The sequence below is a fragment of the Martelella alba genome (assembly GCF_005217455.1).
Lineage (GTDB): Bacteria > Pseudomonadota > Gammaproteobacteria > Enterobacterales > Enterobacteriaceae > Acerihabitans.
Map to the genome: position 1 here is coordinate 1 of NZ_SZPQ01000042.1, position 22,446 is coordinate 22,446.

Annotated in this window: 19 protein-coding genes; 10 read left to right on the forward strand and 9 right to left on the reverse strand. The window is 58.8% G+C overall.

Annotated elements, in window-relative coordinates:
- Nucleotides 1-79: 79 nt before the first annotated feature.
- Both FCN80_RS21160 and FCN80_RS21165 read left to right on the forward strand, forming a co-directional pair.
- Nucleotides 80-691: a substrate-binding domain-containing protein gene (locus tag FCN80_RS21160; RefSeq protein ID WP_230492839.1), complete on the forward strand. Its 612-nt coding sequence runs from the start codon at nucleotides 80-82 to the stop codon at nucleotides 689-691.
- Nucleotides 692-793: 102 nt separating this feature from the next.
- The gene (locus tag FCN80_RS21165) at nucleotides 794-1,720 is read left to right on the forward strand and encodes a LysR family transcriptional regulator (RefSeq protein ID WP_136992337.1); all 927 of its coding nucleotides are present in this window, start codon (nucleotides 794-796) and stop codon (nucleotides 1,718-1,720) included.
- A 38-nt stretch (nucleotides 1,721-1,758) separates the two neighbouring features.
- On the opposite strand, the gene FCN80_RS21170 is transcribed toward FCN80_RS21165, so the two are convergent.
- The 3 genes from FCN80_RS21170 to pdxR form a co-directional block, all read right to left on the reverse strand.
- Nucleotides 1,759-2,862, reverse strand: a complete 1,104-nt coding sequence (locus FCN80_RS21170) for a cobalamin-independent methionine synthase II family protein (protein WP_136992338.1) — start codon at nucleotides 2,860-2,862, stop codon at nucleotides 1,759-1,761.
- A gap of 289 nt (nucleotides 2,863-3,151) precedes the next feature.
- Nucleotides 3,152-4,237 (reverse strand): ABC transporter ATP-binding protein, encoded by a 1,086-nt coding sequence (locus FCN80_RS21175; protein ID WP_136992339.1) that lies wholly within the window; start codon nucleotides 4,235-4,237, stop codon nucleotides 3,152-3,154.
- 223 nt (nucleotides 4,238-4,460) lie between these two features.
- Nucleotides 4,461-5,993 (reverse strand): MocR-like pyridoxine biosynthesis transcription factor PdxR, encoded by a 1,533-nt coding sequence (gene pdxR / locus FCN80_RS21180; RefSeq protein WP_136992340.1) that lies wholly within the window; start codon nucleotides 5,991-5,993, stop codon nucleotides 4,461-4,463.
- A gap of 124 nt (nucleotides 5,994-6,117) precedes the next feature.
- On the opposite strand from pdxR, the gene FCN80_RS21185 reads away from it, so the two are divergent.
- The 7 genes from FCN80_RS21185 (at nucleotide 6,118) to FCN80_RS21215 (ending at nucleotide 13,965) form a co-directional block, all read left to right on the forward strand.
- Entirely contained in the window at nucleotides 6,118-7,380 is a 1,263-nt protein-coding gene (locus FCN80_RS21185; RefSeq protein WP_136992341.1) for a 4-aminobutyrate--2-oxoglutarate transaminase, read from the forward strand.
- 196 nt (nucleotides 7,381-7,576) lie between these two features.
- Complete coding sequence (locus tag FCN80_RS21190; RefSeq protein WP_136992342.1) at nucleotides 7,577-8,605, forward strand: ABC transporter substrate-binding protein; 1,029 nt, start codon at nucleotides 7,577-7,579, stop codon at nucleotides 8,603-8,605.
- A gap of 110 nt (nucleotides 8,606-8,715) precedes the next feature.
- Nucleotides 8,716-9,984: an ABC transporter permease gene (locus tag FCN80_RS21195; RefSeq protein ID WP_136992343.1), complete on the forward strand. Its 1,269-nt coding sequence runs from the start codon at nucleotides 8,716-8,718 to the stop codon at nucleotides 9,982-9,984.
- Nucleotides 9,985-10,007: 23 nt separating this feature from the next.
- On the forward strand, nucleotides 10,008-10,835 hold the full coding sequence (locus tag FCN80_RS21200) for an ABC transporter permease (RefSeq protein ID WP_136992363.1): 828 nt from the start codon (nucleotides 10,008-10,010) through the stop codon (nucleotides 10,833-10,835).
- A gap of 98 nt (nucleotides 10,836-10,933) precedes the next feature.
- Complete coding sequence (locus FCN80_RS21205) at nucleotides 10,934-11,668, forward strand: SDR family NAD(P)-dependent oxidoreductase (protein ID WP_136992344.1); 735 nt, start codon at nucleotides 10,934-10,936, stop codon at nucleotides 11,666-11,668.
- Nucleotides 11,661-12,722 carry a phosphotransferase gene (locus tag FCN80_RS21210; protein ID WP_136992345.1) on the forward strand — a complete coding sequence of 354 codons (1,062 nt, stop codon included), beginning with the start codon at nucleotides 11,661-11,663 and terminating at the stop codon, nucleotides 12,720-12,722. The genes FCN80_RS21205 and FCN80_RS21210 overlap by 8 nt, the downstream gene beginning before the upstream one ends.
- Entirely contained in the window at nucleotides 12,709-13,965 is a 1,257-nt protein-coding gene (locus FCN80_RS21215) for an aspartate aminotransferase family protein (RefSeq protein WP_136992346.1), read from the forward strand. The genes FCN80_RS21210 and FCN80_RS21215 overlap by 14 nt, the downstream gene beginning before the upstream one ends.
- On the opposite strand, the gene FCN80_RS21220 is transcribed toward FCN80_RS21215, so the two are convergent.
- A complete protein-coding gene (locus FCN80_RS21220) occupies nucleotides 13,922-14,620 on the reverse strand; it encodes a GntR family transcriptional regulator (RefSeq protein ID WP_136992347.1) in 699 nt (232 codons plus the stop codon). The genes FCN80_RS21215 and FCN80_RS21220 overlap by 44 nt on opposite strands.
- Nucleotides 14,621-14,867: 247 nt before the next feature.
- Between FCN80_RS21220 and FCN80_RS21225 the strand changes: the two genes are divergently transcribed.
- Nucleotides 14,868-15,455, forward strand: a complete 588-nt coding sequence (locus FCN80_RS21225; protein ID WP_136992348.1) for a GNAT family N-acetyltransferase — start codon at nucleotides 14,868-14,870, stop codon at nucleotides 15,453-15,455.
- Here the strand turns inward: FCN80_RS21225 and FCN80_RS21230 are convergent.
- The 5 genes from FCN80_RS21230 to FCN80_RS21250 form a co-directional block, all read right to left on the reverse strand.
- Entirely contained in the window at nucleotides 15,418-16,200 is a 783-nt protein-coding gene (locus tag FCN80_RS21230; protein WP_230492841.1) for an ABC transporter permease, read from the reverse strand. The two genes, FCN80_RS21225 and FCN80_RS21230, sit on opposite strands and share 38 nt — an antisense overlap.
- Nucleotides 16,201-16,241: 41 nt before the next feature.
- Complete coding sequence (gene modA / locus FCN80_RS21235) at nucleotides 16,242-17,036, reverse strand: molybdate ABC transporter substrate-binding protein (RefSeq protein WP_136992349.1); 795 nt, start codon at nucleotides 17,034-17,036, stop codon at nucleotides 16,242-16,244.
- Between the two features lie 149 nt (nucleotides 17,037-17,185).
- Entirely contained in the window at nucleotides 17,186-18,127 is a 942-nt protein-coding gene (gene araC / locus FCN80_RS21240; protein WP_136992350.1) for an arabinose operon transcriptional regulator AraC, read from the reverse strand.
- A gap of 62 nt (nucleotides 18,128-18,189) precedes the next feature.
- Nucleotides 18,190-20,568, reverse strand: coding sequence for a phosphoketolase family protein (locus FCN80_RS21245; protein ID WP_136992351.1), 2,379 nt, complete (start codon nucleotides 20,566-20,568; stop codon nucleotides 18,190-18,192).
- A gap of 53 nt (nucleotides 20,569-20,621) precedes the next feature.
- A complete protein-coding gene (locus tag FCN80_RS21250; protein ID WP_136992352.1) occupies nucleotides 20,622-22,037 on the reverse strand; it encodes a sugar porter family MFS transporter in 1,416 nt (471 codons plus the stop codon).
- Nucleotides 22,038-22,446 lie beyond the last annotated feature (409 nt).

Below are 22,446 nucleotides of genomic sequence, written 5' to 3' on the forward strand. Positions count from 1 at the left end.
CCGAGGGAATACCGGAGCCGACGGATAACACTAACTTAGAGATAAAAGCTGTCTGAATATAACGGGTCAAGATCAGGTGGTGGTGGGGGATTACGTCGATGTGTTTACCGCGGAAAACGTCATTTTTTTCGATTGCGCCGCGCCGGGACAGAGTGAAAACGTCGGGTACAATTTTGCCTTCGCAACGGAGAGCGCTTGCCGTTATATGCTAGGCAAGGGCCACCGCCATATCGCCCTGCTCATCGACAGCGATGAGGATTACGCCAGCCGGCAGATGATTGAAGGCTACCGCACGGTATTACAGAATTTCTCGTTGCCTTTGAATCGCCAATTGCTGGTGGCGGCCAATAACAATGTCGAGCAGGCCTTGCTCGCCCTGATCAACAGTTTTACCACTTACTCGGCCATTATCGTCAAGCGGGATCGCCATGCGGCGGAAGCCATGCGCCTTTTGCGTGAATTCAATATCGCCGTGCCGCAGGAAGTCTCGCTGCTGAGCCTGGAAGATTCGCCCCTTGCCTCGCTGCTCTATCCTCCATTGACCTGCATCTCCTATCCCACCGAGTCGCTGTTGGAGCAGTGCATGCAACGCATTAAGTGTCTTATCGACAAGCGTCCCGAACGCATCCAGGACGGTCGCCCCCTGGCGGGCCGCCTGACGACGCGGGCCTCTGTTGCGGAGCTGTCTTGAGCGCCGCCGTAACGGTAACGGCGTCGAATCCCTGTCGCGGGCTTAGGGGTTAACCTGTTGTCGCCCGCCCGCAATTCCCAAGATCAAAATAAAGGCCTAACCGTGCTGAAAGAAAATTTCAATGATCTTCTCGCCTTTCTGGTGGTCGCCCGGGAACGCAGCTTTACCCGCGCGGCGGCGAAACTGGGGTTATCGAAGTCCGCGTTAAGCCATTCCATGCGGGGTCTGGAGGAGCGGCTGGGCGTTCGACTGCTGACCCGCACGACGCGCAGTGTTTCTCCCACCGAGGCCGGTTTGCGTTTAGCGGATCGTATCGGGCCGCATTTCAGCGATATCGAAAACGAACTGGATACGCTCAGGGAAATGCGCGCCGTCCCCGCCGGCAATATCCGCATTACCGCCGGCGAGCATGCCGTGGACGCCGTGCTCTGGCCGGTGCTGAGCGACTTTCTGCCGCAATGGCCGGATATCCGGGTGGAGGTGACGGTGGATAATGCGCTGACGGATATCGTTTCGCACCGCTTTGATGCCGGAATACGCCTGGGTGAACAGGTGGCCAAGGATATGGTGGCCGTGCCGGTCAGCGCGCCGATGCGAATGGCGGTGGCGGGCTCGCCTGGCTATTTTGCCCATTATGCGCCGCCCGTTACCCCTGCCGACTTGCAGCAGCACCGTTGCATTAATATGCGACTGCCCACCCGCGGCGATTTATTGGCCTGGGAGTTCTCCCTGAACGGCAAAACCTTACGGGTGAAAGTCGAGGGGCAATTGATCATCGAACCGCTTCGGCATCGGATAGCGGCGGCCAAAGCGGGCGCGGGCTTGATTTATGTGCCCGAGGACACGGTGACGGACGCCATTGAGGATGGCGAACTGGCGCGGGTGCTCACCAACTGGTGCGAGCCATTTCCCGGTTATTACCTGTATTACCCCAGTCGCCGGCAGCACACCACCGCTTTCTCGTTATTCGTGGAGGCCATGCGGCACCCTTCGCCTCTATCCGCCCCTGGGCGCCGAACGCCGGCATGATGGCGGTGTCCGCCGCGGGACGCCACGGCAATGACCATTTACCAGATAGTCCCGGCCACGCCGGTAACCAGTTTCACTTTCTCCCATTGCTGGTCTTCGCTGAGCAGGTTGCCTTCCTCCGTTGAGGCGAAACCGCATTGCGGGCTCAGGCAGATCTGACCGAGATCCACATATTGCGCCGCTTCCCGTACCCTGGCCTGCAACCGCGCCGTATCCTCAAGGCGCCCGTTCTTGGTGGTAATCAAACCCAGCACCACCTGCTGGCGGCCTGGACGAATGAAACGCAGCGGTGAAAAATCGCCCGCCCGATCGCTGTCGTATTCTAGAAGGAACCGGTCGACATTAACCGTGCCGAACAGGACTTCGGCCACCGGTTCGTAGCCGCCTTCGGCAATCCAGGTTGAACGGAAATTGCCCCGGCAGACGTGCAGGCCGATGATCATATCCTCCGGTTTGTCTTCCAGCGCCTTGTTCAATACCCGGGCGTAGGTGTGGATGAGGGTATCGGGATCTTCGCCGCGCGCTTTCACCTGCGCCCGTTCCGCATCGGAGCAAAGATAGGCCCAGACCGTATCGTCAAGTTGCAGGTAACGGCAGCCCGCCTGATAAAACGCGGCGATGGCGTCATGCCAGGTCGTGGCGAGATCAGCGAAATAATCCGTTAGATCGGGATAGACGGTCCGGTCTATGGCCTCAGGGCCGGGACGAAAATGCAGTACGCTGGGGCTGGGAATGGTCATCTTCGGCACCGCGGCGCCGCTGATGCTTTTTAGAAATCGAAAATCATCCAGCATGGGATGCTGTCCAAATCCCAGCTTGCCGGTAATCCGCACACTGCGGGCTTTGGTCTGCGCGCCCTGGAACTGGATCCCGTGCGCAACGGCGACCGGTTCGACGCCCTCGAGACCGTCGAAGAAATCCATGTGCCACCAGGCACGACGGAACTCGCCATCCGTGACCACCCGTAAACCGCAATCGCACTGGGCTTTTACCACCTTGCGGATTTCATTGTTTTCCACCTCGCGCAATTGCGCGGCGGTGATGGCTCCCTCACTGAATTGCCGGCGGGCTTTTTTAACAGCCTCGGGGCGCAGAAAACTGCCGACGATTTCGGCACGAAACGGTTGTGTTTGCTGTTGCATAGACCTTCTCCGGCCAGGTTGCGGCTACGATGCATCAACCTCGCGCTATTTAGACATCCAGATGTCTGATAGTGCGCCCCTGGCGGTTTTCCGGCAACCGAGAAAATTTCACAGAACATGAATTAATTTCATATAAACTTATTTCATTCGTCATTATGTGCACGACCTCAGGGCTACGGAAACCCACGCTTTTCACCCATGCGTCTGGCCGCCAGTACGCTAACCGGCCGGCAAACCGACGATGGCATTGGAGGAGGCAAGGGGAAGCCGGTGTCATTCGCCCGACAGGTTACTGTAACATCACATCCAGGGCGCGCAAGTGCCTGGGCTGCCAGGACAGCATAACCTCGTCGCCGGCTTTCCAGGCGGGATCGAACCGCGCCGGCGCCAGTTTCACCATGAAATTGCCTTGCCCGGCCACCTCTGTGAGCATGCGAATATGATCGCCTAAATAGATGAACTGCTGGATCCGCGCCCGCACCTGCTGATCGCCCTGTTGAGGCGCGTTAATATTGACCCGCTCCGGGCGAATGCTGAGCAGAATCTTTTTCCCCGGCGAACTGGGACGAACTTTCAAGGCGTCCAGCACGAGGCCGTCATCCAGCGTAACCTGATAATAATCGCCGTTCTTACCCGTCTGCGTGGCCAGCAGGCTGTTATTCTCGCCGACGAATTGCGCGACGAACGCGTTTTGCGGCTCCTCGTACAACCGGCTCGGGCTGTCCATTTGCTGAATCATGCCATCATTGAATACCGCCACCCGATCGGACATGGTCATGGCTTCGCTTTGATCATGGGTCACATAGACCACTGTCAGATTGAGCATCTGATGCAACTGTTTTATCTCCATTTGCATATGCTCGCGAAGCTGCTTGTCAAGCGCCCCCAGCGGCTCGTCCATCAACACCAGTTTAGGCTCGAAGACCAGCGCCCTGGCCAGTGCCACCCGCTGCTGCTGGCCGCCGGACATTTGGGCGGGATAGCGATCGGCCAGGTCGGTGAGTTTGACCATATCCAGGATCCGTTTGACCCGCTCTTGCATATCGGTGCGGTTCATGCGGCGAATCTTTAGGGGAAAAGCCAGGTTTTCCGCCACCGTCATATGGGGAAACAAGGCGTAATTCTGGAATACCATGCCGATGTCGCGCTGGTGGGGAGGCAGCGTATGCAAGGGTTGATCACGCAGAAGAATCTCGCCGTCAGTGGGGGTTTCAAAACCCGCCAGCATCATCAGACTGGTGGTTTTGCCCGATCCCGAAGGGCCCAGCAGCGTCAGAAATTCACCCTCGCCCACGTCCATGTTGAGGTTACGCACCACCAGCTTGTCGCCGTCATAGCTTTTTTTGATGTTTCGGAAACTGACAAATGTTCTCATTGGCATTCTCTTGGCAAAAATCGTCGGCGATAAGTCCGGCATGATTCCTGCATCGAATCTCGCTGAGGGATTTCGACGGCAGGCTTTTTTTAAAGCATTACCACCGAAATTTCTCCGAAACAAGTGACTTTTGACAAAAACAGGCAAATTATGGCTTGCGATACGTATCGTAGGCAATTGATTTTATTGCCATTTAAAAGACAAGAACAAATTTTAGCCAGTTTTAATCCGTAGAATCAGACAATTTTTTATCGCCATTGCCTGCCGCACTACCCGGGGGCAGGCGCTGCACCAGGCAACGGGCTATCGGGGCGAAGGCTTCGGCCATGGCATCCGCGTCCACGCAGGCGTAACCCAGGATCAACCCCCGCCGTTGCGCCCCGGACATGTAATAACCGGACAGCGCCCGGGTCAGGATGCCCTGTTGCTCCAGTTCGGCGCTGAGCGCCACGTCATCAATGGTATCGGGCAGCGCCAGAATCAAATGCAATCCCGCTTTACTGTCATGGAGCACGAATTCCGGTCCCAGTTCGCGCTCGATCACCGCGATCAGCGCCTCGCGCCGCCGGCCGTAGATTTGCCGCATGCGGCGGACATGAGCGGCATAGTGCCCATCGCGAATGAACTCCGCCAATGTCAACTGGGCCAGACCGTTGCCGCCGCGATAAAGCTCGGAATGCGCCATTTTGATGCGCGGCGCCAATGCTTGCGGCAAAACCGCATAACTTATCCGCAGCCCCGGATAGAGCGTTTTGCTGAAAGTGCCGAGATAAATAACCGAGTCCTCCGTCGCCAATCCCTGTAAGGCCGGAATGGGATTTTCGGCAAAGCGGAATTCGCTGTCATAGTCGTCCTCGATGATAAGGCTGCCCCACTCCCGCGCCAGCGCCAGCAACGCCTGGCGCCGCTCAAGGCTCATCACCACCCCCAGAGGGTATTGGTGGGAGGGCGTCAGGCAGATCAACCGGGGAGGCCGGAAATCCTCGCCGATGGCGGGAGGATTAAGCCCGAAGCCGTCCACCGGCACGGGCACGATTTCCACGCCGTTGATGGCCAGCACATTCCGGATCCCCCAATATCCCGGTTCTTCGATCCAGGCGCGATCACCCGGGTCGCATAGCATTTTCGCCAGCAAATCCAAAGACTGGTGCGTCCCGGCGGTGATAAGAATCTGGTCGGCCCGACAATGAACCGAGCGCACTACCCGCAGGTATTCCACCAGCGCTTGCTGCAGCGGCGCGAAGCCGCCGTGATGGGAATAACTGAGCGACGCCACGGGCAGGCGGCTTCCGATCCGCCGTTCGATTTTGCGCCAGATATCGCCGGGGAAATGGCTGACATCAGGCACCCCCGGCATGAAAGCCCCCCATTGGTGGGTTCCCACTCCGCTGCGGCTGAGCAAGCGATTGCCCCGCCGGGACAGGTACCGATGGCTAAGGGGACTGGACTTCACGCCGGGGCTGGCGGTTTGCGTTGTCGGGCAAGGCTCCGGCAAGACGTCGCAGATAAACGTGCCGCTACCGGCGCGGGTTTGCAGATATCCCTCCGACTGCAATTGTTCATAAGCCACCAGTACGGTGTTGCGCGATACGCCCAACTCCACCGCCAAATCCCGGGAAGCGGGCAGTCTGGCCCCCGGCGCTATCGCCCTTTCCGCAATCGCGCCTTGCAGCGCGTCATAAACTCGTTTACCCAGCGCGCCGGACGTCGTCCGGGCCAGACGGTGCGCGACTAGGTCGCCCAGCAGTGATCGCAAAGTGGTACCTCGAAATAATTGAAACTGGCACTGGATAATAGAACCGCGACAACGCTAAAAAAGCAAGGAAGGCAAAACCCGACAATACGCAATGGCCGCCTGACGCCACTTAACGGAGTAACCCATGAACAGCAGTGATATACAGCAACGTCGTCTCGATGCCACGCCGCGCGGCGTGGGTGTGATGTGCGATTTTCTGGTCGCGAAGGCGGAAAACGCCACGCTCTGGGACCAGGATGGGCGCGAGTATATCGATTTTACCGCCGGTATCGCAGTACTGAATACCGGTCATCGCCACCCGAAAGTGATGGCCGCGGTGCGCGACCAGCTTGAGCTTTTCACCCATACCGCTTTTCAGGTGATCCCCTATGAAAACTATATCGCCCTGGCTGAGCGGCTAAATACGTTGGCGCCGGTCAATGGCCGGGCCAAAACCACCTTTTTCACCACCGGCGCCGAGGCGGTGGAGAACGCGATTAAAATCGCCCGCGCCGCCACAGGCCGGCCGGGAGTGATCACTTTCACCGGCGCGTTCCACGGCCGCACCCTGCTGACCATGGCCCTGACGGGCAAGGTGAAACCCTATAAAATCGGTTTCGGCCCCTTTCCGGGATCGGTGTTCCATGCGCGCTATCCCAATGCCCTGCATGGAGTGAGCGTAGCGGATGCGCTTAAGAGCCTGGATGACATTTTCCATTGCGATATCGCCCCGCAACAGGTGGCCGCCATTCTTTACGAGCCTATTCAGGGCGAGGGCGGCTTCAATGTGGCGCCGCCCGAATTCGTGAGCGCGTTACGCGCGCTTTGCGACGAGCACGGCATTTTGCTGATTGCCGATGAAATCCAAAGCGGTTTCGCTCGGACCGGCAAAATGTTCGCCTGTGAATATTATCCGCAAGCCAAACCGGATTTGATCACCATGGCGAAAAGCCTTGGCGGCGGTTTTCCCCTTTCCGCGGTGGCCGGCCGGGCGGAAATTATGGACGTCCCCGCGCCGGGGGGCCTCGGCGGCACCTATGCCGGTAGTCCGGTGGCCATTGCCGCCGCGCACGCGGTATTGGATATCCTGGCGCAGGAAAACCTTTGTGAGCGCGCGGTGAAACTGGGCGCCTCGCTGGCCGAAACCTTGCAAAGCAGCGCCAACCCGGCGCTGGCGCAAGTGCGCGGTCGAGGTTCCATGGTGGCCGCCGAATTCAAGGATCCGGCCACGGGGGAACCCTCGGCGGCCCACGCCCGCCAGATACAACAACGGGCAATGGAAGCCGGATTGATTTTGCTGACCTGCGGGGTGCATGGCAACGTTATCCGTTTTCTTTATCCGCTCACGATCCCGGATGCGCAGTTTGCCAAGGCGCTCGGCGTGCTCGCCGCCATCCTTCAGGAATAATTAACCTTATTGTTTATAGGGCATTGTGCACCGCCGCGGTGCGCGATGCCGCCTTTGGCAAGCGGCGTCCCGACCCTGGCGGGCGGTGGGGAATGGCATGGAATTTGCTCGCTTCATTTGATGTATGATGCATCAAAAAAACCATAAAACCGATTTTCCTTTTTTTTCATTTTTTTGCCCAAACAGGAGTTACAGCATGCAAAAGACCGTTGCCGCACTTGCCGTATTGGCCTCTCTGGCCTTTTCCGTTCACGCCGAAACACTGACGGTTATCTCGTTTGGCGGCGTCAATAAGGACGCCCAGGAAAAAGCCTTCTATAAACCGTTCGAGGCCGCCACGAAAGCCACCATTCAGGCGGGCGAGTATAACGGCGAGATGGCGCGTATCCGCGCTATGGTGGAAACTAACCAGGTCGGTTGGGATGTCGTAGAGGTTGAAAGTCCCGAGTTGGTTCGCGGCTGTGATGAAGGCCTGTTTGAAAGTCTCGACTGGAACAAGCTGGGCAACAAGAGCGACTTCGTACCGGCGGCGGTGTCCGAATGCGGCGCCGGGATCTTCTTGTGGTCGACGGTTTTAACCTACGACGCCTCCAAACTGAAAACCGCCCCCAAGGACTGGAGTGATTTCTGGGACGTTAAAAAATTCCCCGGTAAGCGCGCGCTGCGTAAGAGCGCGAAATTTACGCTGGAAATCGCCCTGTTGGCCGATGGCGTGAAGCGGGAAGACGTTTATAAAGTGCTCGCCACGCCGCAGGGGGTCGATCGCGCCTTTAAAAAGCTGGATCAGCTCAAGCCCTATATCCAGTGGTGGGAATCGGGTGCGCAGCCTTTGCAGTGGCTGGTGTCCGGCGATGTGGTCATGACCAGCGCCTATAACGGCCGTATCAGCGCCGCGCAAAAAGAGGGGCATGATTTCCGTATCGTCTGGAAGGACGGCCTGTATGATCTGGATAATTGGGCGATTGTTAAAGGGTCGAAGCACAAGGCCCTGGCCGAACAATTCATCGCTTTCGCCAACAAGCCGGAGAACCAGAAGGTCTTCGCGGAAAATATTCCCTACGGCCCGACCAATATCAAAGCCGGCGCGCTGATTGATCCGGCCACCTTGAAGGATTTGCCCACCGCCCCCGCCAACCTGGCCGTTTCGTTACCGGTGGATACCCAGTTCTGGATTGAACACGGCGAAGAGCTTGAACAGCGCTTTAACGCCTGGGCGGCCAAATAACCCCCCGCAAGAATCATTGTAAGCGCGATGATGCCGCCGACCACGGGACGGCATCGCCGGGCGGCCGGCACTGACCGCCCGTTTATCATTTTATCGGCGGGAGAACCGACATGAGCCAGGATACGGTAATGGACAACAATCTCGACACCGTCGCGCACAGTCAGCCTGCGTCCCTTAAAAGACGTCTGCGCGAAGTGAACGCCGTCAAAACCCGTCGTTCGCTGTGGCTGATTTCTCCGTTGCTGGCCTTTGTGGTGATCTGTTTCTTAGTGCCTATCGGGGCAATCCTCGGCAAAAGCGTTCAGAATCCGGAGTTGCGCGACGCCATGCCGCGAACGATTGCCGCGCTGAAAACCTGGGACGGCGCGGCCTTGCCGGACGAAAGCCTGTTTGCCGCGGTGGGCGATGATCTGGTTGACGCGCGCAAAAGCGGGCGCATCGCCGCGGTAGCCAAGCGCATGAGCTATGAGAGTAGCCGATTTCGCCGTTTGATCATCGCCACGCCGAGACATATGCCGACCGAGGGCGGCGATGTCAAGGCGGCGCTTATCGGCGCCCTGCCGGATTGGGGCAAGCTTAGCACCTGGCAAGCCTTGCGCCGCGCCGCGGCGCCCGTTACACCCTATTATCTGTTGGCGGTTTTCGATCGCAAAGTGGATGTCGATACCGGCAAGATTGAAAAACTGCCGGACGATCAGGCGCTGTACGTCAATGTGCTGTTAAGAACGCTATGGATGGCGACGGTGGTGACCCTGCTGTGCGTCGGGCTGGGGTATCCGCTGGCCTATTGGCTGGCGAAACAGCCCGTGGGACGCGCCAATCTTCTGATGATTATGGTGTTGTTGCCGTTTTGGACATCGCTTATCGTGCGAACCGCCAGTTGGATCGTCTTGCTGCAATCAGGCGGTCTTATCAACTCCTCGCTGATATGGCTGGGTATTATCGATCATCCCCTTACCCTGGTGTTCAACCGGGTCGGCGTTTATATCTCCATGACCCACATTCTCATGCCCTTTATTGTTTTACCGCTTTATGCGGTAATGAAAGGCATTTCGCCCAATTACGTCCGGGCGGCGATATCCCTGGGAGCCCATCCCTTCAGCGCGTTCTGGCGCGTTTATGTGCCGCAGACCTATGCGGGCGTCACCGCCGGCGCCCTGTTGGTCTTTATGATGGCGATCGGTTATTACGTTACCCCCGCCCTGCTTGGCGGTCCGGACGATCAGATGGTCAGCTATTTTGTCGCCTTTTTCACCAATACCACCATGAACTGGGGCATGGCGGCCGCTCTTGGCACACAATTGCTGATTATCGTCATGCTGCTGTATATCCTTTATATCCGCGTCACGCGCACATCCGCCGACGCCATCGCGCAGTAATTCACCAGGAGGAGCAAATGACCATGAAACAAAACGGCGCCTTGACGCTTCGCCTGTGGCGGTATTTTTTCAATCTGTACAGCGCGGCGATTCTGCTTTTTCTGGTGATTCCCATCCTGATTATCGTGCCCCTGTCTTTTAACTCCGGTTCGTTTCTCAGCTACCCATTGAATGGTTTTTCCCTGCGCTGGTATCAAACCTTTTTCCATTCGCAGGAATGGCTTGATGCGCTGGGCAATAGTCTGATTGTCGCCCCGCTCGCCACATTGTTGGCGACCGTATTGGGCGTGCTGGCCTCCATGGGCCTGGCGCGCAGCGAGTTTCGCGGCAAAAATCTGGTGATGGCGATTATCATTTCCCCCATGGTGGCGCCGGTGGTTATCGTCGCGGTCGGCATGTTTTTCTTTTTTGCCCGCGTTTCGTTGCTCAACAGTTACGTCGGGCTGGTGCTGGCCCATGCCTTGCTGGGGGTGCCGTTTGTGGTGATAACCGTTACGGCGGTATTGAAAAGCTACGATACGCGCCTGTCGCGGGCGGCAGCCAGTCTCGGCGCGCCGCCGCTGCTGGTGTTCCGTAAAATCACGCTGCCGCTTATCGCACCCGGGGTTTTTTCCGGCGCGCTGTTCGCCTTTGCGGCGTCATTCGATGAGGTGGTGGTGACACTGTTCCTGGCAAGCCCGCGGCAACGCACGCTGCCCATTCAAATGTTCGCCGGCATCCGGGAAAATCTCGACCCCACCATTGCCGCGGCGGCGACGCTGATGATTGGCGCCTCGCTGGTACTGCTGGTGGTCATGGAGTTGCTGCGCCGGCGCGGCGAGCGCATACGCGCCGGACATCCGTCGTTGTGACGGACGGCGAAGCTGAACGGGCCTGGCCAGCGGCGGCGCGTTGCCGTAAAGTGGAGACGAAGGGGATTGCATGTTTAACCCATTAGCGAGGGACGGATATGCCGCACAGGAAAACGCTGTTATTGACCGGTGCGAGCCGGGGTATCGGCCATGCCACGGTCAAGTATTTCCATGCCGCCGGCTGGCGGATTTTTACCGCGTCGCGCCAAAGCTGGGTGGATGAATGTCCCTGGGCCGAAGGCATGCTCAACCACATTCATCTCGATCTGGAGGATATCGACCAATTGGAAAATGCGTTGCCGGCCATCAGGCAACGGCTTGACGGTCGGCTGGACGCGCTGGTGAACAACGCCGGCATCTCGCCGAAAGACGCGCGCGGCGGCCGGCTGGGTATCCTGCATACCGATTACGCCACGTGGATAAACGTCTTCAATGTGAATCTTTTTGCCACCGCCATCCTGGCCAAAGGCTTGTTTGATGATCTGAAAGCCGTGCAGGGCGGCATCATCAATGTCACGTCCATCGCCGGCGGCCAGGTTCATCCCTTCGCCGGCGCGGCTTACGCCGCCTCGAAAGCCGCATTGTCGGCCTTAACCCGGGAAATGGCCCATGAATTCGGCCGGCACGGTATCCGCGTTAACGCCATCGCGCCCGGCGAGATCGACACCGCCATTCTCTCACCCGGCACGGCGGACATCGTTGAACAGGCCGTCCCGCTGGGCCGGTTGGGCAAACCGGAGGAAGTCGCCGCGCTTATCCATTTTCTCTGTACCTCGGGGGCATCCTACATTAACGGCGCGGAAATCCCCGTCAACGGTGGTCAGCATGTCTGAAGCGGCGTTGTTCGGCGCGCCGGAGGCCGATCCGCCGCCGGTGGACGTTGCGCTGGCGCGCTGTATCCTGCATAAGCAATACGGCCTGACCGGGGTTCTGACGCCTTTGCCGGGTGAGCGCGATCGTAACTTTCGAGTGACGGGTCCGGATGGCCGGCAATACATGGCGCGGTTTGTGAATGCCGCCGAAACGGCGCCGGAAAGCGATTTTCACACCACGCTGCTGCGCCATCTGGCCGGGACGCGCCCGCGGTTGCCCGTACCACGGCTTATCCGCGACCGGGACGGCAATGATAATCCCCGCGCCGTCATCGGCGGACAAGACGTCCCGTTGCGCGTGGTCACTTATCTCGCCGGCACCCCGCTAAGCCAGCTCGCATGCCCGCCGGCGCTGAGCCAAGCCCTGGGGGCCACCCTCGGCGAGCTTGACCGGGCGCTGGCGGATTTTCACCATCCGGGCGCCCGGCGCGAACTGCTCTGGGATATCACTTATCCCGAACGGTTGCACGCTATGCTCGACGCCATTGACACTCCCGCCGCCCGCCGCCGGGTAGAGAACATATTGGCGGATCATGCGCTTGGTATTGCGCCCTACCGGGATAACCTGCCCTGGCAGGTTATCCACAATGATCTCAATCCGTATAATGTGCTGACCGGCCCCGGACCCAACCCGGTCAGCGGCATCATCGATTTTGGCGATGCGCTACTGGCGCCGCGGATAAACGATTTGGCGACCGCACTGGCTTATCAGTTGCGGGACGACCACGAACCGTTGCGACTGGCGCTGCCGTTTCTTCGCGCTTATCAGCAAACCTGTCCGCTGACGGCGGCGGAACTGGCGCTATTGCCCGGGCTTATCGCCACCCGGTTGGCGCTGATTATCACTATCGCGTCCTGGCGGGCGCGCCGTTATCCCGCCAACCGGGATTACCTGCTGCGCAATGTGCCTCAGGCCTTGCGTAATCTGACGGGGTTTCAGGCCGTTTCCCATGATGTCATCCGCGCCACAGCATTGCATGCGGCCAACGAGGAACCAACGAATGCGCAGCGATAGCGAACTGCTGGCCGAGCGCCGGCGTCTGCTGGGCGCCGGTTACCGGCTTTTTTACCAAAAGCCTCTGCATCTGGTGCGGGGCGAAGGCGTATGGCTGTTCGATGCCGAGGGACGCCGCTATCTGGACGCATACAACAATGTGGCGTCGGTGGGGCATTGCCATCCTCGGGTGGTGGCGGCCATCACCAGACAAGCCGCTACCCTTAACACCCATACCCGCTACCTGCATGAGGCCATTGTGGATTATGCCGCTGAATTACTGCGGACGTTTCCCGATGCGCTGGACAATCTGACACTGACTTGCAGCGGTAGCGAAGCCAACGATCTCGCCCTACGGATCGCCCGTGACATCACGGGCGGTCATGCCGTTATCGTCACGCGCTGGGCCTACCATGGCACCACCAGCGCCATCGCCGGCCTATCGCCTTCGCTCGGGGCGGGTCTTGACCCCGGCGTTCGGCTCATCGACGCGCCGGACGGTTATCGCCGGCCCGGCGTCTGGCTTGAAAGTCTCCAACAGGTCTTGGCGGAACTGCGCGTAGAGGGAACGCGCCCGGCCGCTTTACTGCTGGATAGCCTGTTCTCCAGTGACGGCGTGTTCTACCCGCCGGATGGCGAACTGCGCCGGGCGGCGGAGATGATCCGCGCCGCCGGCGGGCTGTTTATCGCCGATGAGGTACAAGCCGGCTTCGGCCGCAGCGGCACCGCGTTTTGGGGATTCGCCCGTCAACAAACGACGCCGGACCTGGTGACGCTCGGGAAGCCCATGGGCAACGGCCATCCCGTGGCCGGCGTGGTGGGTAAATCAGCGCTGTTTACCGCTTTTGGCGAGCGTCAGCGTTATTTCAACACTTTTGGCGGTAATCCGGTGTCCTGCGCCGCGGCCCATGCCGTGCTGACGGTATTACGCGAGGAAAAACTGGCCGATAACGCCGAGCGACAGGGCGAATGGCTGCGAGAAGCCTTGCGCCGCCTTGCCCGACGCCATGCCGTCATCGGCGATATCCGCGGCGTGGGATTGTTTATTGGCGTGGAGCTGGTGGATCCGGCGGGCGACAAGACGCCGGACGGCGCGCTGGCGGCCGCCGTGGTAAACCTGATGCGCGAACGGGGGGTGTTGATAAGCGCCACCGGACCGCGGGCCAATGTCCTCAAGATCCGCCCGCCGCTGGTTTTCGCTCGCGAACACGGCGAACTGCTTATCGGGACGCTGGAGGGGGTGTTACAGGATCTGGCGCGATAGTCGCGAAAAACGCCGTCATCATCCGGTTGCCGTCATCGATATCCCCTTGCATGGCATCGCGCGCGGCCATGGCGTCCCCGGCGCGCAGCGCCTGATAAAGCGCTTCATGGCGGCCAAGATCCAGGGGTTTGGCCGACCAGGCGCAAACCCGGGCCATCAAGGGACCGGCGCGCATCCACAGCATATCGATCATCTTTACCAGCAGTGGCAAGCGGGCGCTGCCCGCCACCAGTAGATGGAACTCGCCGTTGAGACGCAAGGCCTCTTCCGAACAGCCGCTCTCGGCGGCCTGACGGTGCAACCGGAGATTTTCCGCAAGCCGGCGCAGCTCCTCTTCGCTTATCCGCTCCGCCGCCGTTTGTGCGCCGAGTCCTTCCAGTTCAAGGCGCAATTGACGGATTTCAGCGTATTGGGCGGCGCTTAATCGCGGCACGCGGATATCTTTCGGCGTGCGCATCTCCAGCGCCTGCTCTTTGGCCAGTTGCAGGATAGCGTCGCGCACCGGCGTGACGCTGGTGCCCAGTTGGGCGGCCAATTCCCGGATACGCAGCGGGGAATCCGGCAAAAAACGGCCGGTTATCAACGCCTCGCGCAGCGAAGCGTACACACTGCCGCCCAAACCGACATGCGCGATGGTGCTTATGGGGTAACTCATCCGATACCTTGGCAAGAAAGATCAGCCCTTATGATGCATGAAATCGCATCGGGCCGGTAGCCTCTCACGCCGGGGGGACGTAATATTGCGGCGCCGACGGAAAACCGGCGTCGTCGTCCCCACGTCCCCAACGCCCAAACGACTTGGTTGCGGGAAGCAATAATGCTGTATGATGGGCGGACATCCCTGGTGAAAGACGTTCCGACGCCATTATCCAGCCATTCCTTTTTACAAGGTCACAGCATCGGTGCAAACGTTCGATACGCCACGGCTACTTCTCAGGCCGGTCAGGGCCACAGATCTGGCGGATCTTTTCCGGATCTACGGCGACCCGGAAACCCAGCGCTTTAATCCTTCCGGACCTTATCCCAGCCGGGAGCATGCCCGCGAGGTGCTGCATCGCTGGCTGTCGCATTGGCAAACCGAGGGCTTTGGCCATTGGGCGATTTCATTGAAAAGCGAGGCCGACAGACTTGTGGGCTTTGGCGGGTTGGCCCTGCGCGACTTCGCCGGACAACGGATCGTTAATCTCGGGTATCGGCTGGAGACCGGCGTTTGGGGGCAAGGCATCGCCACCGAGTTCGCCAATGCCTCCCTGGACGCCGGCTTCAGTCACGGCATGGCGCGTATCTGGGCCACGGTGCGCGACAACCACCTCGCATCGCAAAAGGTGCTGCTCAAGGCGGGAATGGTCATGATCGCCCAGGTTCATGACATCCCAGGGGCCGCGCCCAGTCTGCTATTTCAAAAAACCCGGCAAGCCTGGTTGAACTCCGCCGGCCAGGCCGGCGCCAGGTTCAGGAATCAAGCCGCCAGCGGCCCAGCAGACGGATAAAAATCAGCAGCAACGCCGCCAGCGCCAGTAATAGCAGGGCGCACGCCACCGCCGCGCCGGTATCGCCGGTGGCCAGGTTCAAGAACACGGCAATCGGCAGCGTTTCAGTGCGCATCCGGGTGGCCCCGGCCACCAGCAGCGTCGCGCCGAATTCACCCAAGGCCCGCGACCAGCCCATCACCGCGCCGGTGACGATACCGCGCGCCGCCAGCGGTAACTCAATGGTAAACCAGATGCGCACCGGCGATGCGCCCAGCGTCGACGCCGCCTGGACATAGCGTGGATCCACCGCGATAAAAGCCACTTTGGCCGCCTGTATCATCACCGGGGCGGCGACGAACACCTGCGCGACGATGATACCGGCCGGCGAAAACAGTACCGCCAGGCCCCAATGGCCAAGCATGCCGCCGGCCAGACCGGGAGAAAACAGCAACAGCAGGCCGACGCCGGCCACCAACGGCGGCATGGCCAAGGGGAGATCCAATAACACGGTCACCGCCGTTCTGCCCGGAAACCCGACACGGGTCATCAGCCAGGCGGTGGGGATGGCCAGCAACATTGACGCGCCCAGCGCCAACAAAGAACTGCGCAACGATAAACCTAAAGCAAACAGCACTTCCGGCGAGCGAATCATGGCCATCAGATCGGATAACGACAGATGCGAACAGAGCGCGACGATCACGCCGCCGATAAACAGGACCATCGCCAATAGCGGCACAAAACAAAGCGCGCGCAACGGCAGCATAATCTAGCCGGCTCCGGAACATCTTGCGGTAAAAATCGCCATTAGCGGGCCGGCAGCGGCGGAAAACCGGCGTTGGCGAGCGCGGCCTTACCCTGCGGCGACGCCAGCAGGGCAACGAAACGCCGGGCGTCGTCAGGATGGACGGAGCTGTTTAACACCGCCGCGCCCACCACTTCCGGCTGATAGACATTCGGCGGCAGCGGCACAGCGACAAGCTTGCCGGCATTCTTCATGACATCGTGCGGTCCGATAATGGCGGCATCGACATCGCCGTTAACCACATACATTGTCAGTTGGCTCATCGTCAGCGCCCGGGTGACGACATTGGCTAAAATGGCTTCGCGCTTATCGCTGTGGCTGAGAATTTCCTCGGCGGTCCGGCCCAACGCCATGGCCTTCGGATCGCCCAGCGCAATGCGCACGCCCGGTTTAGCCAGATCATCGAAGCGGGTAATCCGTTCCCGCGCCGATTTGTTCACCGCCAGCACTGCCGCGTGCTCGGCGAGGGGTTGGCTGGAGGCCACGGCGCCGTCGCGTTGCAACGTCTCGATATCAGGCATTGCCCCGGCGACAAACACATCGCCGGCGCGCGTCGCCAGGATGCGCGCCGCCATCTGGCCGGAGCCGCCATATTCCACCACCACCGGTTGGCCGGTTTCCTGCCGATAACGTTCGGCAAGGGTTTCAATCGCCGGCCGCAACGCCGCGCCGGCATAAACATGCAGTGGCTCCGCGGCAAAACCCGATATAGCGCCGATCGCCGCCAGACAGGCCGCTAACGCCGCCAGACGCCGTAATGCGCCGGTAAACCGGCGTCTGTTTTCCCCTGATTCCATGATAAAACTCCTGGTCGCCGCAAAAGAAGCCTGGCCGGATATCGGACTAGGCGTCAAGTCGCTATCGTGAAAGTGGTTGTCGTTATGTAGGATAATATATATCGAAAGCAGCGCAGCGGAAAAGATGTCGCCGGCATTTAACCGCGCGTTCAAGCCACGCCGGCGCGAAATTCGCTGGGGCTGGTGCCGGTGACTTTTTTAAATACTCGCGAAAAATACAACTGATCATCGAACCCCACGTTACGGCCGACGCTGGCGATGGGCATCTGGGTCGTACTGAGCAATAGCTTGGCCTGACTGATACGTAAATCCTCCCGCCAACGCAGCAGGCTGACGCCCAGTTGCTGGCGAAACAGATGGGACAACCGGGACGGCGAGAGATACACATGCCGCGCCACTGAAGCGATGCCCAAACTGTTGTCCGCCAGGTTGTCGCTGATAAACTGACAAGCATCCCGCACCCGGGTGTCCATTTCCGGCCGTCGGGACGCATGTAAAGCCTCCATACGCCTTAACAGAAGTTGTTCTAGCAGGTTTAGCGCCAACAATTCGGCGTAACGGCCCGCCGTTTGCCCGGCGTCTATGATTTGTCCGAACAGATCGGCCAGGGTATCCCGGTTGTGCTCGTCCGGACGGTAATGGCCGGTGCGACTGAACAACAGTGGCCAGTTGAGCCATTCCTGCCAGTATGCGCGAGGGCGGAAGTAAACCCATTGGTGGTACCATTCCGGGCTGTCAGGGGCCCGGCCGTAACAATGGATTTCCCGGGGAGGAAACAACAACATGTCGCCAGGGCGGCAAATGAATTCTTGGCTGCCGTTTTGCACAATTCCGCAGCCCTTAATCGTCAAATTTAGAATGTAGCCTTTCATGCCATGGGGCCTGTCGATGCAAAAATCCAGCAAGCCGCCGGCCTCGATCGGCGTCAACCCGGCAACCAGATGTGCATTAAAGGAGTAGCCCGGTAATAAAGGGTCGTTTTGCGCTTCGGTTGTTTTGTCCGTATCGCCGGGGTTGCGGCTGATAATGTCTCGCGCCAGCAAACCATAGCATTCCTCACCGCCCGACCCGACCCGCGTTTTTTCTCTCATCGAAACCTGCCTGCCGCCGGGTTATAGCGGAGAAGCCCCACTTTACCCGGCGGCTGTGTCAGTTAGAACCAGTCGCGGACTTCCGGAATATCCTCACCGTATTCGCGAACATAGCGATGATGCTCCGCCAGTTTGGCTTCGAACGCCGCTATCGCAATTTTCGCGTTATCACCCAGTCCCGGCAGATGTTCAATGGCGTCAATAGCCAGGTGGTACCGATCCAGGCGGTTGACCACCGTCATATCGAATGGCGTGGTGGTACTGCCTTTTTCGATAAAACCATGAACATGGAGGTTCTGGTGATTGGTTCTCTTATATGTCAATTGATGAATCAGATTCGGATAGCCATGGAAGGCGAAGATGACCGGCCGATCCGGGGTAAAGATTTCATCGAAAAACGCATCGGTATGCCCGTGGGGATGCTGCTCCCTGGATTGCAACGACATGAGATCCACCACGTTCACGACCCGTATTCTCAAGCCGGGCAAATGTTCACGCAATAAATCCACGGCGGCCAGCGTTTCCATGGTGGGGACATCGCCCGCACACGCCATGACCACATCCGGCGTCAGGGCATCGCCTTCGGTGCCGGCCCACTGCCATATGCCGAGTCCCGCCTCGCAATGCTTGACCGCCTGTTCCATTGACAGCCACTGCCGCCGGGGTTGTTTACCCGCCACGATGACATTGATCCGGTTGTGTCCCTCCAGGCAATGTTCGGCCACCCACAGCAAAGAGTTGGCATCCGGCGGCAGATAAATGCGCACCACATCGGCGCTCTTATTGGCCACCACGTTCATAAAGCCCGGGTCTTGATGACTAAAGCCATTGTGATCCTGGCGCCAGACATGGGATGTCAGCAAATAATTTAGAGAAGAGATGGGCTTGCGCCAGGGCAATTCGCGGGTTACCGCCAGCCATTTCGCATGCTGGTTAAACATCGAATCAATAACATGGATAAATGCCTCATAGCAGGAAAACAGACCGTGCCTGCCCGTCAAAAGGTATCCCTCCAGCCACCCCTGGCACAGATGTTCGCTCAGCACTTCCATGACCCGGCCGGTGGGCGAGAGATGCTCGTCGTAAGAGTAGGCGCTTTCCATCCAGGTACGATCAGTGACGTCGAATACCCGCCCAAGCCGGTTGGATTCCGTTTCATCCGGTCCGAAAAGACGGAAATTCGCCGCTTGCGCATTTAATTGCAATATCGCGGCCAGGTACTTGCCCAAGATTTCCGTCGATTGGGCTTTAACTTGGCCGGGTTCGGCCACGTCAATGGCGAAATCGCTGATGGCGGGCAGCGCCAGCGCACGACGCAGTAATCCGCCATTGGCATGGGGATTGGCGCCCATGCGCTTTTCGCCCACGGGGGCCAACGCCTTGAGCTCCGCCTTCAGGCGGCCGTTTTCATCAAACAGTTCTTCAGGGTGGTAACTGCGCAGCCATTGTTCGAGAATAACCCGATGCCCGGCGTCGTTGCGGCAGTTCGCCACCGGCACTTGATGGGAGCGCCAGAACCCCTCGCAAATTTTCCCGTCCACCTCCTTCGGACCGGTCCAGCCCTTCGGGCTGCGCAAAATGATCATCGGCCAGCGCGGCATGTCGGTACCCGCGGCCGGCTGACGGCGAGCGGCCAGTTGAATATCCCGTATCCGATCAAAAGCCAGGTCGCATACCTTTGCCATTTCCCGGTGCATTTGCGCCGGTTCACTTCCTTCGATAAACAGGGGATCATAGCCGAAGCCCCGGAACAGGCTATCCAAATCGGCATCGCTAGAGCGGCCAAGGAGCGTGGGTCCGGCGATTTTATAGCCGTTAAGGTGTAAAATGGGCAATACCGCGCCGTCCTGCCGCGGGTTAAGAAATGCATTGGAACGCCAGCTTGCCGCCAAAGGACCGGTTTCCGCCTCGCCGTCGCCGACAATGCAGGCCACGATCAGATTGGGGTTATCGAAGGCCGCGCCATAGGCATGCATCAGCGAATAACCCAGTTCGCCGCCCTCATTGATCGAGCCGGGGGTTTCCGGCGCCGCATGGCTGGGAATGCCCCCCGGGAAGGAAAACTGCTTGAACAGCCGCGCCATCCCGGCGATATTCTCGCCGATGGCCGGATAGACCTCGCTGTAAACGCCTTCAAGCCAGGTATTGGCCACCACCCCCGGACCACCGTGGCCCGGACCGCAGATATACAGCATGTTGACATCGCGATGGCGAATGATGCGATTAAGATGCGCATAGATAAAATTCAGCCCCGGCGTCGTGCCCCAATGTCCAAGCAACCGTGGTTTGATATGTTCCGCTTTAAGCGGTTCGCGCAGTAACGGATTATCCATCAGGTAGATTTGCCCCACCGACAGATAGTTCGCGGCGCGCCAATACCGATCGAGCAAAGCAAGTTCCTGCTCGTCGCGAGTGGCGGGTTTTGCTGGGGAAGTACTCATTAACGTTTCCTCTGACAGTCAAAATGCATGGCGCGGGCAAAGATCGGGCGCAATTATTGGCCAATATCGCGTAACCGTTTACCCGTCATCAGATTCTTTTCAATCTGTTCAAGAGTGACGTTTTTCGTTTCGGGGATCAGAACGAAGGTAATCGCCACAAAGAGTATGTTCATTAAAGTATAAAGCCAAAATGTATTGGCCGGGCCGAAACGGTCCATTAACGTCAGGAACGTGGCGCCGATGATCATATTGGAAATCCAATTGGTGGCGGTGGAACAGGTAATGCCGAAATCGCGGCTTTTCAGCGGCTGAATTTCGGAACACAGGATCCAGACCACCGGCGCGGCGCTCATGGCATAACCCGCGATACACATCATGGTCATGCCCACCGAAAGCCAGGAAAGCCCGGTATCGGCGCTGCCTGCGCTGAACTGTTTCAAGCAGTATCCCAGCACCAGCGTACCCAGGGCGATAATGCTAAAGCCTATCTTGAGCGCCGGTTTTCGCCCGGCCTTGTCCACCATGCCTATCGCGATAAACGTCGCCAGGACAAAGGTCAGTCCGACGATGACCGTGGCGGTCATTTGCTGCCGCGTACTGGTGAAACCGGCCAGGTTAAAAATCTTCGGCGCGTAGTACATGATGATGTTCATACCGGTAAACTGCTGCATGGCTTGCAACAGCATGCCGAGAAATACAGCGCGGCGCACATTGCCATTGGCTTTAAACAAACGCCAGCCGTTTTGTTTCAGCTTGAGGCTTTCGCGGATTTCGTTTAATTCCTGACGGGCTTTCTCCGACGTGTCCCGTAGCATGCGCAGCACGTTTTCCGCTTCCACATGCAGCCCTTTTTCCGCCAGCCAGCGGGGACTGTTGGGTAAAAAGAACACCGCGGACAACAAGACCAGGGCGGGCACGGCCAGAACGCCAAGCATTGCCCGCCAATCGCCGCTGGCGCTGAACGCGGTATCGGACAAGAATGCCAGCAGTATTCCAATGGTCACCATCAACTGATACATGGCAATCATCTTGCCGCGAATGGTCTCCGAGGCCATCTCGGAAAGATACAGCGGGGCGGTATAGGATGCGATGCCCACCGCAAAGCCGAGCACCAGACGCGCCAACATCAGGATTGCCACATTGGCGGCGAAAGCCGAGCCCAGGGAGCCGACCATGAACATCGCGGCCCCCGCCATAAGGCTGTATTTCCGGCCCAGCCGGAACGAAAGCCAGCCATTGGCCAACGCGCCTAGGGCCGCCCCCAGCATCATGATACTGACCACCCATTCCTGCTGTCGGCTGCTCAGGGCGAAATGGTCGGTGATAAACGGTAACGCGCCGGAAATCACGCCGATATCCAGACCGAACAACAATCCGGCCATCGCGGCGGCGAATGTGATGAAGAAGTTGATAAATCGGCTCTTTTTGGCGGTGATTGCTATAATTTTGCTAATTTCTGACGAAGACATTTTTTTCTCCGAGTAGTGGATACGACGCAACGGAAAGCAGAAAAAAATCAATCTCCGTTTACCTTACGATTTAAAAACCGGAGAAGTGAGGGCGAGCGGCGCGTCCATATTCACGATCGTGCTACGGCGAAAAGATTGTGATCGCCATCACTAATTGCATCCCACCCACGACAAAAGCCTCTATTACTTCTTATTAAACAATGGGATGGCCAATGCATTGCCAGGATTTCCGCGTACTCGACAGGGCATTTCCAGCACGGCATCCCGGTCGGTTCCGGCAAAAACGCCTGGCTGGTGCGGGTTGTCGCCTAAGCGGATATGGACGTATTGCCGATAACGGGCGATCTCATGGCCAGGGAGACACTACCGCGCTCAAGGCGTTGCCTTTTCTTTCCTATACACGCATCAT

Coding starts and splice junctions, on each gene's coding strand:
- FCN80_RS21170 (WP_136992338.1), bottom strand. CDS start 2,862: ATGCAACAGCAAACACAACCGTTTCGTGCCGAAATCGTCGGCAGTTTT.
- FCN80_RS21175 (WP_136992339.1), bottom strand. CDS start 4,237: ATGAGAACATTTGTCAGTTTCCGAAACATCAAAAAAAGCTATGACGGC.
- FCN80_RS21185 (WP_136992341.1), top strand. CDS start 6,118: ATGAACAGCAGTGATATACAGCAACGTCGTCTCGATGCCACGCCGCGC.
- FCN80_RS21190 (WP_136992342.1), top strand. CDS start 7,577: ATGCAAAAGACCGTTGCCGCACTTGCCGTATTGGCCTCTCTGGCCTTT.
- FCN80_RS21195 (WP_136992343.1), top strand. CDS start 8,716: ATGAGCCAGGATACGGTAATGGACAACAATCTCGACACCGTCGCGCAC.
- FCN80_RS21200 (WP_136992363.1), top strand. CDS start 10,008: ATGAAACAAAACGGCGCCTTGACGCTTCGCCTGTGGCGGTATTTTTTC.
- FCN80_RS21205 (WP_136992344.1), top strand. CDS start 10,934: ATGCCGCACAGGAAAACGCTGTTATTGACCGGTGCGAGCCGGGGTATC.
- FCN80_RS21210 (WP_136992345.1), top strand. CDS start 11,661: ATGTCTGAAGCGGCGTTGTTCGGCGCGCCGGAGGCCGATCCGCCGCCG.
- FCN80_RS21215 (WP_136992346.1), top strand. CDS start 12,709: ATGCGCAGCGATAGCGAACTGCTGGCCGAGCGCCGGCGTCTGCTGGGC.
- FCN80_RS21220 (WP_136992347.1), bottom strand. CDS start 14,620: ATGAGTTACCCCATAAGCACCATCGCGCATGTCGGTTTGGGCGGCAGT.
- FCN80_RS21230 (WP_230492841.1), bottom strand. CDS start 16,200: ATGCTGCCGTTGCGCGCGCTTTGTTTTGTGCCGCTATTGGCGATGGTC.
- modA (WP_136992349.1), bottom strand. CDS start 17,036: ATGGAATCAGGGGAAAACAGACGCCGGTTTACCGGCGCATTACGGCGT.
- araC (WP_136992350.1), bottom strand. CDS start 18,127: ATGAGAGAAAAAACGCGGGTCGGGTCGGGCGGTGAGGAATGCTATGGT.
- FCN80_RS21245 (WP_136992351.1), bottom strand. CDS start 20,568: ATGAGTACTTCCCCAGCAAAACCCGCCACTCGCGACGAGCAGGAACTT.
- FCN80_RS21250 (WP_136992352.1), bottom strand. CDS start 22,037: ATGTCTTCGTCAGAAATTAGCAAAATTATAGCAATCACCGCCAAAAAG.